Source organism: Meiothermus ruber DSM 1279 (assembly GCF_000024425.1).
Taxonomy (GTDB): Bacteria; Deinococcota; Deinococci; order Deinococcales; family Thermaceae; genus Meiothermus; species Meiothermus ruber.
Window position 1 is genome coordinate 2,767,213 of sequence record NC_013946.1, and the last position, 14,550, is coordinate 2,781,762.

General features: G+C 62.0%; 12 protein-coding genes and 1 riboswitch. Of the genes, 9 read left to right on the top strand and 3 right to left on the bottom strand.

What is annotated here, in order from left to right; translation table 11 throughout:
• Positions 1–78: 78 nt before the first annotated feature.
• From MRUB_RS13715 to MRUB_RS13725, 3 genes are all read right to left on the bottom strand, one after another.
• Positions 79–873 carry a carbohydrate ABC transporter permease gene (locus MRUB_RS13715; RefSeq protein ID WP_013014977.1) on the bottom strand — a complete coding sequence of 265 codons (795 nt, stop codon included), beginning with the start codon at positions 871–873 and terminating at the stop codon, positions 79–81.
• Between the two features lie 61 nt (positions 874–934).
• On the bottom strand, positions 935–1,768 hold the full coding sequence (locus MRUB_RS13720) for a carbohydrate ABC transporter permease (RefSeq protein WP_013014978.1): 834 nt from the start codon (positions 1,766–1,768) through the stop codon (positions 935–937).
• 139 nt (positions 1,769–1,907) lie between these two features.
• A complete protein-coding gene (locus MRUB_RS13725) occupies positions 1,908–2,963 on the bottom strand; it encodes an HD domain-containing phosphohydrolase (RefSeq protein WP_024050596.1) in 1,056 nt (351 codons plus the stop codon).
• Positions 2,964–3,475: 512 nt separating this feature from the next.
• A riboswitch (cyclic di-GMP riboswitch) is annotated at positions 3,476–3,561 on the top strand.
• On the opposite strand from MRUB_RS13725, the gene MRUB_RS15840 reads away from it, so the two are divergent.
• The 9 genes from MRUB_RS15840 (at position 3,541) to MRUB_RS13770 (ending at position 14,547) form a co-directional block, all read left to right on the top strand.
• Positions 3,541–5,283: a S8 family peptidase gene (locus tag MRUB_RS15840; RefSeq protein ID WP_152024900.1), complete on the top strand. Its 1,743-nt coding sequence runs from the start codon at positions 3,541–3,543 to the stop codon at positions 5,281–5,283. It overlaps the preceding riboswitch by 21 nt.
• A gap of 2 nt (positions 5,284–5,285) precedes the next feature.
• Positions 5,286–5,996, top strand: a complete 711-nt coding sequence (locus tag MRUB_RS13735; RefSeq protein ID WP_013014981.1) for a type I CRISPR-associated protein Cas7 — start codon at positions 5,286–5,288, stop codon at positions 5,994–5,996.
• A gap of 7 nt (positions 5,997–6,003) precedes the next feature.
• A complete protein-coding gene (locus MRUB_RS13740; protein WP_013014982.1) occupies positions 6,004–8,250 on the top strand; it encodes a sensor domain-containing diguanylate cyclase in 2,247 nt (748 codons plus the stop codon).
• A gap of 55 nt (positions 8,251–8,305) precedes the next feature.
• Complete coding sequence (locus MRUB_RS13745) at positions 8,306–9,769, top strand: lyase family protein (protein ID WP_013014983.1); 1,464 nt, start codon at positions 8,306–8,308, stop codon at positions 9,767–9,769.
• 160 nt (positions 9,770–9,929) lie between these two features.
• Positions 9,930–10,937, top strand: coding sequence for an isocitrate/isopropylmalate dehydrogenase family protein (locus MRUB_RS13750; protein WP_013014984.1), 1,008 nt, complete (start codon positions 9,930–9,932; stop codon positions 10,935–10,937).
• Positions 10,938–11,132: 195 nt separating this feature from the next.
• Positions 11,133–12,269, top strand: a complete 1,137-nt coding sequence (gene pilM, locus MRUB_RS13755; RefSeq protein WP_013014985.1) for a type IV pilus assembly protein PilM — start codon at positions 11,133–11,135, stop codon at positions 12,267–12,269.
• On the top strand, positions 12,262–12,927 hold the full coding sequence (locus tag MRUB_RS13760) for a competence protein (protein ID WP_013014986.1): 666 nt from the start codon (positions 12,262–12,264) through the stop codon (positions 12,925–12,927). The genes pilM and MRUB_RS13760 overlap by 8 nt, the downstream gene beginning before the upstream one ends.
• 1 nt (position 12,928) lies before the next feature.
• Entirely contained in the window at positions 12,929–13,525 is a 597-nt protein-coding gene (locus MRUB_RS13765) for a type IV pilus inner membrane component PilO (RefSeq protein ID WP_013014987.1), read from the top strand.
• Positions 13,522–14,547, top strand: coding sequence for a hypothetical protein (locus MRUB_RS13770; protein WP_013014988.1), 1,026 nt, complete (start codon positions 13,522–13,524; stop codon positions 14,545–14,547). The genes MRUB_RS13765 and MRUB_RS13770 overlap by 4 nt, the downstream gene beginning before the upstream one ends.
• Positions 14,548–14,550 lie beyond the last annotated feature (3 nt).

Consider the following 14,550-nt stretch of genomic DNA (forward strand, 5'->3'; position numbering starts at 1 on the left):
GCTTCATCCTCCGTGGTTTACCCAGTTTCAGTTTGCCATAGCCTGTGTGAGAAAAAAGTTCGAATCATCAAAAGGGGCTTACCCTTTGAGGCCTTCTTCAAAGGTTTCCACAATCCGGCGCTCATAGAGCAAGTAAATGATCACCAGGGGCAGGGTAGCGGCCAGTGCCGCTGCCGACAAAGGCCCCCAATCGGCCGGATTCTGGCGCTGCAGGTCGGTAATCCAGGTCTGAACGGTTTTAAGTTCTTTGCTGCCAGCCACAATCCGCGGGTACAGCACCAGGTTCCAGTGCGCCGCAAAGGCCAGCACCCCGGCTGCAATTAGCTGAGGGCGCAAAAGCGGCAACAGGATGCGGGTGAGCAAAACGCGGTGACCAGCCCCATCAATCCGGGCGGCCTCGAGCAGTTCTTCCGGGACGGTGCGCATCCCCTGGAACAGCAAATACACAATGAACGGACTGGCCGCAAAGGGCAGCACCAAAGCCCAGATGGTATCCAAGATCTTCAGCCCTACCAACAGACCATACAAAGGAACCAGCAGCAACTCGACTGGAATAGCCAGCAGCACCAGAAAAAACGGCAGGAGCCTGGCCCCCTCCTTAATGGCATAGGCCGCCAGAAAGCCGGTGGCGAGCTGAAGCAGGGTTACGCTCCCGGTTAAGAGCACCGAGAACAGCAGGCGTCCCCAAAAACCCTCCCAAAAACCCTCCCGGCCCAGCACCTCGAAATTAGCCAGGCTGAAGCCAAGCTGTCCAAAGATGTTGCCGCTAAAAACCGCCTCGGGCGGAATAAAAGCCGCATAGGCCATCCAGATGAAAGGCAGGGCCACCAGGAAGGCCACCGTCCACACCAGCAGATGGCCTAGCCAGCGCACGGGCACACCTCCAAGCAGAAAGCACCAAGCCTGGGTTGTGCTAGAAAAACCAGCCCAACTTTCATCTCTCCTCCCGCAGCAGCCGGGCCTGCGCCAGGGCAAAGGCCAGCGTCAACAGCAAAATGATCACCGTGAGGGCCGCGGCATAGCCGAGACGGCCCGCTTCGAAACCCGTCTTGTAAAGATAGTAGCCAAGCACCTCGGTGCCTCCGAAGGGGCCCCCGCGGGTCAACAAAAACACCGCTGTGTAGCCCTGGAGGGTCAAAACGGTGCCAATCACCACCAGAAATGTAATCGCTGGGCGCAGCAGGGGCAGGGTAATAAAACGAAAAGACTGGGCGGGGGTGGCACCATCCACAGCGGCAGCCTCGAGTAGGGCCTTGGGGATGGCCTTAAGCCGGGCCGAGACCACCAGCACCCCATAGCCGATGTGCCGCCAGATGGTAAAAAGCATTATCAGGACTAAAGCCCAGAAGGGGCTTTGATCCCAGCGGGGCACCGGAATCAGCGAAGCCAGGGCACCGTACTCGGGCGAAAAAAGGGTGTACCAGGCCACCGCAGCCCCCCCCAGGGTGACCAAACCTGGCAAAAAAAGCAGGGCTTTGATAGGACGTTCGTAGGGCTGACCATCCAGGGCCAGGGCCAGCAGCACCGAGAGCAACACGAAAGGCACCAGGGTCATCACCCCAAAAACCAGGGTGATGCGCAGGCTGTTGTAAAAATCCGGATCGCGCAGTATGTCGCGGTAGTTCTCGAGGCCAACCCCCCGGGGCTCCGATAGCCCCGACCAGTCCCAGGTTGAGAAGCGCAACACATCCAAAAATGGGTACAGCAAAAACAGTCCCAGCGAAGCGACTGCTGGGAGAGCAAACCAGAAAGCATTCCTGCGGCCCATACCCCACCCGTGTTTGGCCACGGCCAAACAGCACCAGGGTACTATACCAAAACCTTGCCACATGGTTTTACAGCGCATTTTCAGCCCTGGCGCGCGCCACCGATCCGGTGACCGGCGATCCCGCTGTGCGATAGAAGCCTTACAAGCTTTTGGCAGGATCGGGCAGCAGCAGATCTCCTGCACGGACGCATCGCAAGAATGCCCCCACCGCTTCGGGGTCAAAATGAAGACCTGCCTGGCGCCTAATTTCCGCCACGGCCTCCGGTACAGGCCAGGCCTGTTTGAAGGGCCGTTGGCTCACCAGGGCATCAAACACATCCACCACCGCCACAACGCGGGCCTCTAGCGGGATGGCTTCGCCCTTAAGGCCGTCCGGGTAGCCGCTTCCATCAAAATGTTCATGGTGGGAGCGGGCAATGCGCTGGGCCATTTGCAGGTAAACCGACTTACCCCCCTCGAGCATCGCTGCACCCACCACGGTGTGGCTTTTCATAAGTTCGTACTCCTCGGGGGTGAGCCGGGAGGTTTTGCGGAGAATGGCATCTGGTATGGCGATTTTGCCTATGTCATGCAAGGGCGCAGCCCGCCGGATCACCTCGACCCAGCCGGCCTCCAAGCCCAAACGCTGGGCCAATCGGCTGGCATTTTCCGCAACCCTGTGCACGTGTGAGCCCGTATCGTCATCGCGAAACTCCGCCGCATAGGCTAAACGCCTTAGCGCATCCAGGTGCGCTTCATGCAGCTCCTGGGTGCGGGCCTGCACCGCCGCCTCCAATCGCAGGTTCTCATCCTTTAGCCGCAGGTGCAAGTAGCGGATCTCCAGCAGATGGCGCACCCGGAGCACCACCTCGAGCAGATCAAAGGGCTTTTGCAAGAAATCGGCAGCCCCGAGGTTGAGGGCCCGGTGCTTAGCCTCAGCGGTGGTGTCGGATGTGAGCACCAAAACCGGCAAATATCCGTCGTTCTCCCGACGCCCTTGCAAAAACCTGAGTATCTCCAGGCCGCTCCGCTGCGGCATGTGCATATCCAGCAGGATTACATCGGGATTGAGCCGGTGCAAAAACTCCTCGAAACGGGTTGGGTCGGTGGTTGCGTATATGCGGGAAAATCCTACGCGCTCGAGGGTTCTCTGCAATAATGCCACGCTGGATGGCTCGTCGTCCACGATAAAAACGGTCATGTCTTCCAGTTGCACGGAAAGTCCACCCTTCACAACAACACAACCTTAGCGCCTATCAGCGGTTGAGTTGGCGCATTCAACCCAAACACGTCGCTGCAAATCTAAACCTAGCATTTTATTGCATTCTAGAAAGCCTGGTGGTTTATTTGCACATGCAGATCGCAATCACAAAGCTAAAGGCCTCCCACACCGGATTTTTGGCTTATCACCCACCCCAGGGCCCAGGCCTCGCGGGCGGGGGGATCTATAGGATTTGTGCCGTTTGCATAGGGATTTTAAGACCTTCAGTCGGCTCTGCTTTTGGGGTGTGCTTTCTGAACTTAACCCGCACCCCCACCCCTCTATGCTGCTGTTGGGTGGTCAGCCATGCAGACGCTTGTGGGAAATATCACAACCGAACCCGGAGCGGCGGCTTGTTCAGAGCTGACCTTGGCGGCGTTGAAGGCTGTTTTGCGGGATATTGAGAACAGTCGGAGCCTGGCGTGCGTCCTGGCAGTAGCTGCCAGTATCGGTATCCCAACCCAAAAACCAAGTTCGGAGGTGATGATCCGTGATTCCCAATCTGGGCACCAAGGGAAACGGGGAGCCAGTGGTGCAACCGGCCGAACCCAAAAGTACTGCCGTTGCTTGCTGGAGAGTCCCCACAGTAAAGAGCTTTATTAGCCTGGCTATTGCGGGCTGGATCGGTCTGGCCCTAACCTCCTGCACAACCACCCAGGGCTGGGCGGGCCTCGAGGTTACCCCCCAAACCGTTCCCCATCTGGGAGGGGAAGTTAATCTGCGCTGGCGCGTAGAAGGAGCCCGGGCCTATACCCTTCGCAGCGAACCCCCGCTACCGGGCCTGCCCCTGAGCACCACCGGCTCCTCAGTCAGCATCTGGGTGGCGGCCAACAGCAGCCCGGAACCCAAGCGCTACCGGTTAATCGTGGAATCCGACGGCCCTGAGGGCCTCAAGCAGGTGGTGGCAGAGCTTCGCCTCGAGGGCAGGCCGCCTTGCAGCAGTATCGGTGCGCAAAGCCAGCGGATAGCGGTCAGGGCCTTCAACGAGGTGGGGCTGGGCCGCTTCGATGTACCCCACGTGGCAGGGCGGCTGCTGGTGTATCACAAAAAAGGGCTCAGCCTGCAAAGCCACACCGCCAGCGCGCAAAGCCTGGGGGCCCAGCGGGTGCAGGATCTGGGCGGGGGCTGGGGCCTGTACCGCACCCAGCCGGGGCAGGAAGCCCAAGTGGCCCAAAAACTGTATCAGCAGGGTCTGGGACAGTACGTGCAGCCCGAGTATCTCTACCAGCCCGCCAGCCTGGTGGTGCCCCCCAATAACCCCAGCTACCCGACGGAGCAGGCGCCCGTGTTCCAGCAGATGAACATCGAGCAGGCCTGGCAAAAGCTAAGAGGAGAGGTCGGATGCCAAACGCCGATCATCGCCGTGGTTGATACCGGGGTGTACACCCAGCGGAACGATCTGGCCCCCAACCTAACCCCCCCGGATAGCTGGTTGGATGTGGTGGGCGAGGATCTCAGCAATCCTCAGCCCGCCCGGGGCACAGTAGAGCCCGAGCCCGGCACCGGTGCCAGCCACGGGACGCAGGTGACCAGCATCATCGCTGCCACCACCAACAATGGAACGGCCCTGGCTGGTGTGGCCTACAACCTGCTGCGCGTACTGCCCATCAAGGTATTTGATGCCAACCAGCAGGCTGGTACGCTGCAAATAGCCCAGGCCCTGGAATACGCAGCCGGAGCAACCCAAATTGCCGGTCAGCTCTTTGTCAACCCCACGCCGGCCCAGGTCGTCAACCTTTCCCTTTCCCTCTCCGCGCCAGGCTTTCGCGACCCTTACCTCGAGCACGTCCTGGAGCAGGTGACCCAGCAAGGCCTGGTGGTGGTGGCCTCGAGCGGCAATGCCGACTTGCCCGCGGTGGGTTACCCCGCCTCCTCGCCTTTCGTCATCGCGGTAGGGGCCACCGATGCCGGCCAGGCCCGGGCCCGCTGGCTGAGCGGCTACGCCTCCAACTATGGTGAGGGGCTCGAGTTTGTAGCCCCGGGCACCGGTGTGCCGGTAGCCCACGGGCCCAACCAGGGGGCATACGCCCTGGCCTATGGCACCTCGGCCTCGGCACCTTTTATCAGCGGGGCCATCGGCCTGTATCTGTTGCAACAGCAACTGCTGGGCCAGACCCCTCCCAGCAACCCCGGCGCCCGGCTGGATCAGGTGCGCACCTGTCTCAAAAGCGCCGCGCAAAACGCCCCCGCCTGGGACAGCCAGACCGGCTACGGCCTGGTCGATGTGGCCAAGGTGGTAGAGCCCAGCAACCCAGCCTGCTTCCCCAGGGGGTAGCCATGATTCATCGCCCCGATCTGCACCACAAGTTTGTTGTTTTGTTCGATATAAAGAACGCCAGTCCCCAGGATCTATCTTTTCTGAACGGCCCCCAACAGCTCTTACAAGAGGTGCGTTACGGACTGGTGCTGGATGAGGCGATCAAGAAAGCGCTCAACCTCTACTTCGAACGCGACGCGCTGCTGCCAATACTCGATAAATGGCCCAACATCGAACAGGTGGGGGTCAAAGCCCTGTGCGAACGCTATTACAACCTGCGGATGTTTGGCCTCACGCACCCAGCCGGGCATGTTCTGATACCAAGCCCGGTTCGCTTCTCGCCAGCGCGTTCGATCGACCCCGTCCTTCCCCTTACTTCGGGTCGCAACACCGCTTATGGGCTCTACCGCATGCACGGGTACTACCACCCCGGCGCTGGGCTGCACAACGGCGTAAGCGCGTCCGATCTGCAGTGGCTCTGGCAAGGGCTCTCCCAGGTGTTTGTTTCGGAGGCCTCGAGCCGGCCCATACAGGCCTCCACGCGGGGTTTGTGGATCTTTACCCACGAAGCCCAGCAGGCCGCGCCCATTCCAGCCAAAGCGCTGTTTGGCCTGGTGCAAACCCCAGCCCTGCAATCCCAGGCCACCCGGTTCGACGACTACACCATAACCACCCCGCCGCCAGGCCACCTCGAGGCCATACCCAGCGTGTACCTGACCCACCTGGTGTGAGGTTGCTATGAAGCCTAAAAATTTTTTACACACCAACGCCCCCAAAACCCCTGCGGTCAGACGGCCCCCCCTGGGCCTGCTGGTCGTATGTTTGTTGATATCAGCAGGAATACTTCTGCTCAGCCTCGGGAAGGCCTTTCAGCTCCCCGGGTTCATGCTCCTGGTGGCCGCTCTAAGCGCCGGCTATGGCCTGATGCCCGGCCTTTACACAGCGCTGGCCCTCGCCGCGCTCAGCGCATGGCTCAGCAACCCCCCGGCCTCGAGCCTGTGGGTTTTATCGGCGCTGGGGGCCACAGCCCTGATATCTGGGGGGGTTAGAAAAGCGCTGCAACAACAGCAGGAAACCTCCAATCAGCTTGCCTGGCTATCCTACGCCCTGCAGGCCCTGCTGGCCGCCAACCGCCGCGAGCAACTGCTCACGGCCATACCCAGCCTGCTCGAGCCACTGGGCGCACAGGTCGGGGTATGGTGGCTTCAGCACGGGGAACTGCGGCTGCACCACACCAGCCACCCGCGGGAAGCCGAGGCCCTCGAGCAGGTAGCCATGCAGGCCCGCACCCAGGGTGCAGCGGTGTACACGCAGTGTGGGCAGCCCCTTCACCATTGCGTGGCAATTCCCCTGTACGAGCGCAACAAGATAACGGCCGTGGTCAGTCTAAAACGCCGCCGGGCTTTTGGGCCTCAAACACAAGGCTACCTCGAGCAGCTAGCTCAAGCCGCAAGCAGCCGCCTGACCTCCATCGCAGAGCAGGCCGAAGCCCATCTGATGCACCAGCTCTCCACGGCTCTGGTCGCGGCTGATTCGGTGACGGTGCTGGCTGAACGGGCCCTGGCCCTGCTGACCTCGGCGCTGGGCGTACAGCACGGCATTATCCTGCAACAACAGGGCAGCCGGATGCGCATCCTGGCCCGGCTTGATGTAAAGCAGCCCCCAGACGACTGCTGGCAGGCCCACATCTCCGATAGCCAGGGGCTTTTTTGGACAGTTTACCGCACTGGACAGCCCATCTTTATCGACCAGCTAGAGCAAAAAACCTCGATACAGAGCATCGCTGTTCACCCCATTGGCCTTTCTAATCGGCCTCGAGCCCGCGTGCTGCTGGGTCTGGCCCACCCACAGCCATATCCCTGGCTGCCCTGCACACAGGATTTGCTGGCTATGGCGTGCCGATCAATAGGTCTGGCGCTGGAAGGGGCCATCGCCCGGCAGCGCCTGGAGCGCGTGCTCGAGCTCTCACACAAAGCCACACTGGAAGACTCCGAGAGCCTCTATCAGCAGGTGCTAACCTCGGCCGTCGAGCTGATACCGGGCGCCGAGGCCGGCAGTCTGTTGGTGCGCAAGGGCGAACGCTTCCACTTCCAGGCTGCGGTTGGATACGACCTGGAAAGCCTGCAAGGCCTTAGTTTTAGCGAGCAAGACCACCTCAAGTGGTACGGTCATCACCCCGCGGGGTGGTATGCCGGTGAGCCGCGCATCCTCTCCAGCGAGCAAGCCTCCATCCAGGAGCGCAGCGCCAGCAGCTCTGCAGGGCAGACGGTCGCCCATACCAGGCGCATTCAGTCCAACCTGGCCGTCCCGGTGCTTTATCAGGGCAGCGTGCTGGCTTTGCTCAACCTGGACAACTTTCACGACCCCCAGGCGTTCGGTTCGGATTCCCTGGAGGTCGCCCGCTTCTTCGCAACCCCGGTTGCAGCCCTGCTTCATCAGGCACACACCCGCCAGAGCCTTGCGGAGGCCGCCTTGAGCGATCCGCTCACCGGCCTGGCCAACCGGCGGGCTTTCAACAAGTTTTTCGATGAGGAACTGGCCCGCTCGAGGCGGTACCAGCAATCCTTTGCGCTGCTTGTGCTGGATTTGCAGGGCTTCAAAGCCATCAACGACCGGCTGGGGCATGCCTTTGGAGACGAAGCCCTGGTTCGGGTGGCCCAGGCCCTGCAGAAAACCAGCCGTAAGAGCGATGGCCTGTTCCGCCTGGGCGGGGATGAGTTTGCGGCCATTCTGCCCCGCACCACCGCCGATCGCGCCATGCATGTGGCCCAGCGCTATGCTAAAGCCGTTCAGGCCATCCGCATCGAGGGTGTGCCTTTGGGGGTGAACATCGGCCTGGCGGTCTATCCACAGGATGGTTCTAGCAAAGAAGACCTCCTGCGGTTGGCCGATCAGCGGATGTACGCCGCCAAAGCCCAGCGCGTCAGCATTCTGAGCCAGAACAGCTCAATTTCATACAAAACTCTGAGTTTGGCGATACCCTGAGTTTAACACCCCCTAAAGCCGGGCCGGGGTGTAGGCTTGAAACAGGGTGAACAGCATGCGTTGGCATAACCTGTACCGCCGCTGGGTATTACAAAGACATTTTCGCTTCGCCAAAGAGCACCTGGGCGATCACTTTTTCGATGCCCTCACGGCCTATGCCCTGGGCTTAGGCAAGCTTGGTATTGTGGAGGCCAAGGAGGCGGCCTGGGCCCTCAGCCAGCTCCGCAAGGATCCCATTCCGGGCTTTAGCGGGCAGCTCGAGGATGTGTTTTTTACCATAGATTTCTACCTGCGCGAGCGCTTTGGTTCCGAGGTGGCCAGCGCGCTGCGCCGGGGCCTCTCCCGCAACGACCTCGACCTGACGGTGTTCCGCGCCTATGCCTGCGAGCGGCTGCTGCGGGTTTTGACCTCGCTATCGGACTTAAGGCGGGAACTGCTGGGCCTGGGCCAGAACCACCGCCAGACCCTCCTCACCGCCTATACCCACCACCGCCCAGCCCAGCCCACCACCCTGGGGCACTACCTGACCGGGGTGGAAAACCTGCTCTCGCGCGACTACCAGCGGCTACGCTCGGCCTTCCAGACCACCGACAAGTGCCCGCTGGGGGCCTCGACCCTGGCGGGCAGCCCCTACCCGGTGGATCGCAAGGCCCTGGCCCAGTGGCTGGGGTTTGGGGGCACCCTCGAGCACACCTACGACGCCATCGCGGCCGGCGACTGGGCCCTGGAGATCGCCTATGCCCTGGCAGGTATGGCTACCAGCCTCTCGCGCCTGGTGGCCGACCTGCTGTTCTGGGCCGAGCAGGGGGGGTTCCTGGTCGCCGAAAAAATCAGCCAGGGCTCCTCGATTATGCCGCAGAAGGTCAACCCGGTGGTGCTGGAGCACGTGCGGGGCTTCCTGGCCGAGCTGATGGGCGGCCCCACCACCCTGGGCCACCTCAACTACAGCACCCCCTTTGGCGACGTCAACGACCACGGGCCGGGGGTGCTCGAGCCCCTCTACAACCTGTTCTACGCCGCCGAGGGGGCCGTGGCCCTTCTGCGGGTGGCCCTGCAGGAAAGCCGCTTTGTGCCTGAGGTGCTGGCCCAGGGCCTGCGCGACCGCAGCGTGCTGGCCTCCGAGCTGGTGGATGTGCTGGTCGCCGGAAAGCGCCTTTCGCTGGCCGAGGCCTACCCCAAGGTACAGGGCATGCTGCGCGAATTGAGCAGCAAGGGCCGCACCGTGGCCGAGCTGGGCCTGGACGACCTGCAAAGCCACCTGGGGTTTGGCGACCCCGAGCTGTTACAGGCCCTGGAGCCCGAGCGCTTTATAGCCCGGCGCAAGGTGCTGGGTGGGGCCGCCCCCGAGGCCCAGGCGGTCTATCTGGACTACGCCCTCAACCGCCTCAAGCTCGAGCGCCTGGAGCTAAAGGAGCTCAAAAGCCGCCGCCGCAAGGCCCTGCGCACCCTGGCCCAGGATCCTCTCAGTTTGTTGGGGGAGGCGCGTTCGCAGAGCCCAATTCAATCCTACAGAGCCTAATTTAGGCATATCCTCCAAAAACAGCAGCCCAGCGCTCCGATGCAAAATTACCGATAAATCCTACAGCCCGGTTTCGACAACCCGTCTGCTGGAGCCGGCGTCGAAGGTGCTTCAACTCAAAACAGGCCGTGCCAGGTTATAAAATAACCAGGGTGATACTGTGAGCAAAACCTACAAGATTTGTTTGATTGAAGGCGACGGCATCGGCCACGAAGTAATTCCCGCCGCCAGGCTGGTACTGGAAGCTACCGGACTCAAGTTTGAGTTTGTTGAGGCCCAGGCCGGCTGGGAGACCTTTGAGCGAATAGGCACCTCGGTGCCCGAGGCCACCCTCGAGGCCGTTACTCATACCGATGCCACCCTCTTCGGTGCAGCCACCAGCCCCACCAAAAAAGTACCGGGCTTCTTCGGAGCCATCCGCTACATGCGGCGCAAACTAGATCTGTTCGCCAACGTGCGCCCGGCCAAACACCACCCTGTGCCGGGCTCGAGGCCAGGGGTCGACCTGATCGTGGTGCGCGAGAATACCGAGGGGCTTTATGTAGAGCAGGAACGTAGCTACCTCGAGGGCGAGATCGCCATTGCCGATACGGTCATTACCCGCAAAGCCAGCGCGCGCATCGGCGAGTACGCCGCCCGGCTGGCGGCCAGCCGCCCCCGCAAGCAGCTCCATGTGGCGCACAAAGCCAACGTGCTACCCATGACCCAGGGCCTGTTCATGAACACCGTGCTGGCCGAAGCGGCCCGCTTCCCGGAGGTCAAAACCCAAGACATCATCATCGATAACTGCGCCATGCAGCTCGTGCGCAACCCCGAGCGCTTCGACGTGATCGTGACCACCAACCTGTTCGGCGATATCATCTCCGATCTCACCGCCGGGCTGGTGGGCGGCCTGGGCATCGCGGCCAGCGGCAATATTGGCATCAAGCACGCTGTGTTTGAGCCGGTGCACGGCAGCGCACCGGATATCGCCGGGAAGGGCATTGCCAACCCAGCAGCCACCATCCTCTCAGGCGTGATGATGTTGGATCATTTAGGCGAACACGAAGCCGCCCGCCGGGTAGAAGCCGCCGTGGATAAGGTGCTCCAAGAGGGCCCCCGCACCCCCGACCTTGGCGGCAACGCCACCACCCTCCAGTTTGCCGAGGCCGTGGCCCGGTCTCTATGAGCGATAAGCGGTGCGCGGCCCTGTGCAAATGACGCTCCCACAGCCGTCTAGGCGATGGAGCATTAAGATTGGATGTGCAAATGAACTGTCTAAAGGTTAAAACCTAGGCTAGAGTGGTCAATATGACCGCTGCAGCGCAGATTTATCGTGCTATACTGACACCTAGTTTGAGATTCATGTGGGAAAGGGGGCAGCGTGCGTGATTTCTTTGGCGGGTTGCTGAGACCCAGAATCGAGGCGCTCGGCCTCGAGATTGGATCGGCCAATATCAAAATGGTCGAGCTGTCCGGAACTCCCCCCAGCCTGAAAAACCTGAGCATCAGGCCCACCCCGCCAGGGGTGGTTCAGGAGGGTTCGATCATCGAGCCGGGCGCCCTGACCGAGGTCATCAAAGAGATGCTGGCTGAGATGCGCACCCGCAAGCGCTACGTGGTAACGGCGGCCAGCAACCTGGCGGTCATTACCCGCACCTTGCAGGTGCCCAAGATGCCCATCAAACAGATGGAGGAAGCTGTACGCTGGGAAGCTGAACGCTACATCCCTTTCCCAATTGACGAGGTGGTGCTGGATTACGCCCCCCTCGACTCCCTTGAGGCCATTCCAGATGGGGAGCAGATGGACGTGGTGGTAGGGGCGGCCCGGCAGGAGACCGTGGCCAGCCTGGTCGAGGCCCTCAAAGCCGCCGGTCTGGAGCCATTGGTGATCGACGTTAAGCCATTTGCCGGTCTGCGCACCCTGGGCGCCCGCCTGGCGGCCACCGACCGTGAGCCCATCACCCTCTTCCTCGAGATCGGGGCTGAATCCTCGGCCCTGGTTCTGACCCGTGGTGAGCGGTTGCTCCTGAACCGCGTCATCAACCTATCCGGTAAGGACTTCACCGCTGCGATTTCGAAAGCGTTCAACCTCGATGTGGTGGCCGCCGAAGACGCCAAGAAAAACTACGGCCTGGCTACCATCCCCACCGAAGATGAAGACCTGCTGCTCGACTTCGACGCCGAGCGCGAGCGCTTCAATCCGGCCCGTATGTACGACGCCATCCGCCCGGTGCTGGTCGAGCTGACCACCGAGCTGCGCCGAAGCCTGGAGTTCTTCCGGGTTCAGGTGGGCGACCTGGGGGTCGATCAGGGCTTTGTGGCCGGAGGGGGCAGCAAGCTAAGAAGCTTGGTGCCGCTTTTGTCTGATACACTGGGCATCCCACTGGAAACCGCCGACCCCTGGCAGGGTCTTCAAATCGATAAAAGCCGCTTCGATCTGGAGTACCTGCGCAGTCTGGCGCCCGAGTTTACGGTACCGGTGGGCCTGGCCCTACGGGGGGTGAATCCGCTTGATTAAACTCAACCTCCTGCCCAAGAACCTGCGCCGTCGGGTTGAGCCCGGCTGGTGGCGCCTGGCCGCTGTGGCGGTGGTGCTCGCGGTGCTGGGGACGGTGGCCTTCCTCCATCTCTCTACGCTCTCAAGGGTTCAGGCACTGGAGAACCAGCGCGACCAGCTCCAGGTAGAGGTGGATGTGCTACGCCCCTTCATCGCCGAGCAAAACCGCCTCAACCAACAACAGCGCGAACTCGAGCAGCTCCTAGCCGTGCGCAACCAGCTACGCGAACGTTTCGTGCCCTGGTCGGACAACCTGGCCCTGGTCATCAATCAGATTCCACGGGAAGGCCGCCGGTTTGGGGTGGCCCTGCGCAGCATCGGCACCAAAGTCCTCACGCCCCAAGAAGTCCAAAGCAACGTACAGAACGGTCTATACGACGGTAAGCCGGTCAACGTGGAATTCAACCTCCAAGGCGAAGCCATCGGCCAGAACGCCCTGATTCGCTTCGTTGAGGCCTTCGAAACCTCGCCGCGCTTCGGCATTAACTTCCAAAGTGCCAGCCTGGATCAGCAGCGGCAGCTTTACACCTTTGGGGCCACCATCGGCCTGGTTCGGCCGACCTCGCAAACCACCAGCAACACATCGGGAGGTGAAAATAGTGGTAGCCCTTCTCGCTAGAATGGGCCAGCGTGAGTGGGCCATCGTCGCTATAGTGGCCGCCTTGTTGCTGGGCATGATGTGGTACTTCTTTGTAACCCAGCCCCTCCAAGGGCGCATCCCCGAATTACAGGCCGAGGTGGATCGCCTTACCGTCGAGCGCGATCGGGGCCGTGCGGCCCAGCGCGCCTTGCCCCAGCTTCGTGAGACCATTGCGCGCCTAGACGCCGAGCGGCAGCAGTTCTTGCGCGAACTGCCCCCCACCGAGCAGCTTGGTCGGGTGTTGAGCTCCCTGGCGCAAACCGCCCGGGAAAGTGGGGTGGTGCTGCGCGCCCTGAGCCGCAGCCCTGGGGACAACCAGGGGGTTGCCAATGTGCGGGCCACCAACCTGGCCTTGCAGGTTGAGTCGCCCTTCCCCGAACTGTACGTGTTCTTGCGCAACCTCGAGGGTCTGCAGCGCTTCGCCACCGTCTCGGGCCTCAACCTCACCCTTGGCGGCAGCGGGCCCGCCGCTACGGAGGCCCAGGCCACCAACCCCATCATCAACACCAGCCTGACCATGACGGTCTACACCTATACCGGTCAGGCCCAGCCCAACCAACCTGGAGGTCAGCCATGAATTTCCTCCAGCGCATGCCCCAGGGAGCCAAAGTAGCGCTGGTTGCAGTCCTCCTGGTAGCGGCCGTGGCCGCTTGGTACATCGGCTTCTTCCGTCCAAACCAGGCAGCCCAGCAGCCTGCGGCCCCCACCCCAACACCCGCACCTGAGCCCAGCGCCCCGCTGACCACTGCCCGGCCCCTCGAGGTGCTGCCGGTGCCTTTTCTGGTCACCGAGGCGCCCCGCTCAGAGCAAGCACAGGAGCAGGGTCAAAGCCCCGTCGCTGTTGCAACCACCCAGCCACGGGTAACGGTGCCGCCTAACCCCTTTGTACCCCTGATCATCGAAACGGCGCCAACCGCTGTGGCCCAGCCCAACCCGCCAGCCCCGGCCCTCACCAGCCGCCCAGCCACCGCGCCGGTAACCCCGCAGCCCATCCCAAGCCAGACCACCCAGGTACAGGTGCGGCAACCCACCACCCCGCTACCACAACCCAGCCTACCTGGCACCCGACCCACGCCCAGCGTAGCTGCACCTTCTACCCCTTCCGCCCCACCCCGCCTGGCCCAGGGCACCACTCGCACCAGCCTACCCCCTGCAGTCAGCCTGGGTTCGGGTGCGCTTCCCATCCGCCTCACCCCTCTAGAACGCGAACTGAGCAGCGTGGGTGCTTCCACCACGGCCGCAGCGGCCCTGGATGTCCAGCCCACCGCCGCCAGTGGCAGCAGCCTCGACTTCGCACGAGCCGAGATCGATGCCCGGCTCGCCCAGGTGCTCGAGCCCAAAAGCAGCCTTAGCCGCACGCAGGAAACCACCCAGGAAAGCAGCCTGGCCCGCTTCGTGCGCGAGCAAAACCTCAAGCTCTCGGGGGTGGTGCTGGGCCCAACCAGCGTAGCCATCTTCCAGAGCAAGGACGGCTTTACGGTACTGCCGGTCGGCCGCACCCTCCCTGGTAGCGATGTGCTGCTTAAAAGCTTGAGTGCAAAAGAAGCCCTCTTGGTACAAGGTTCGGAAAGCCTGAACCTGACGATGGACAATCCCTAGGCG

What these genes read in the sequence shown, in the direction of transcription:
- MRUB_RS13720 (WP_013014978.1), bottom strand. Translation starts at nt 1,768, where the DNA reads ATGGGCCGCAGGAATGCTTTCTGGTTTGCTCTCCCAGCAGTCGCTTCG.
- MRUB_RS13735 (WP_013014981.1), top strand. Translation starts at nt 5,286, where the DNA reads ATGATTCATCGCCCCGATCTGCACCACAAGTTTGTTGTTTTGTTCGAT.
- MRUB_RS13740 (WP_013014982.1), top strand. Translation starts at nt 6,004, where the DNA reads ATGAAGCCTAAAAATTTTTTACACACCAACGCCCCCAAAACCCCTGCG.
- MRUB_RS13745 (WP_013014983.1), top strand. Translation starts at nt 8,306, where the DNA reads ATGCGTTGGCATAACCTGTACCGCCGCTGGGTATTACAAAGACATTTT.
- MRUB_RS13765 (WP_013014987.1), top strand. Translation starts at nt 12,929, where the DNA reads ATGGGCCAGCGTGAGTGGGCCATCGTCGCTATAGTGGCCGCCTTGTTG.
- MRUB_RS13770 (WP_013014988.1), top strand. Translation starts at nt 13,522, where the DNA reads ATGAATTTCCTCCAGCGCATGCCCCAGGGAGCCAAAGTAGCGCTGGTT.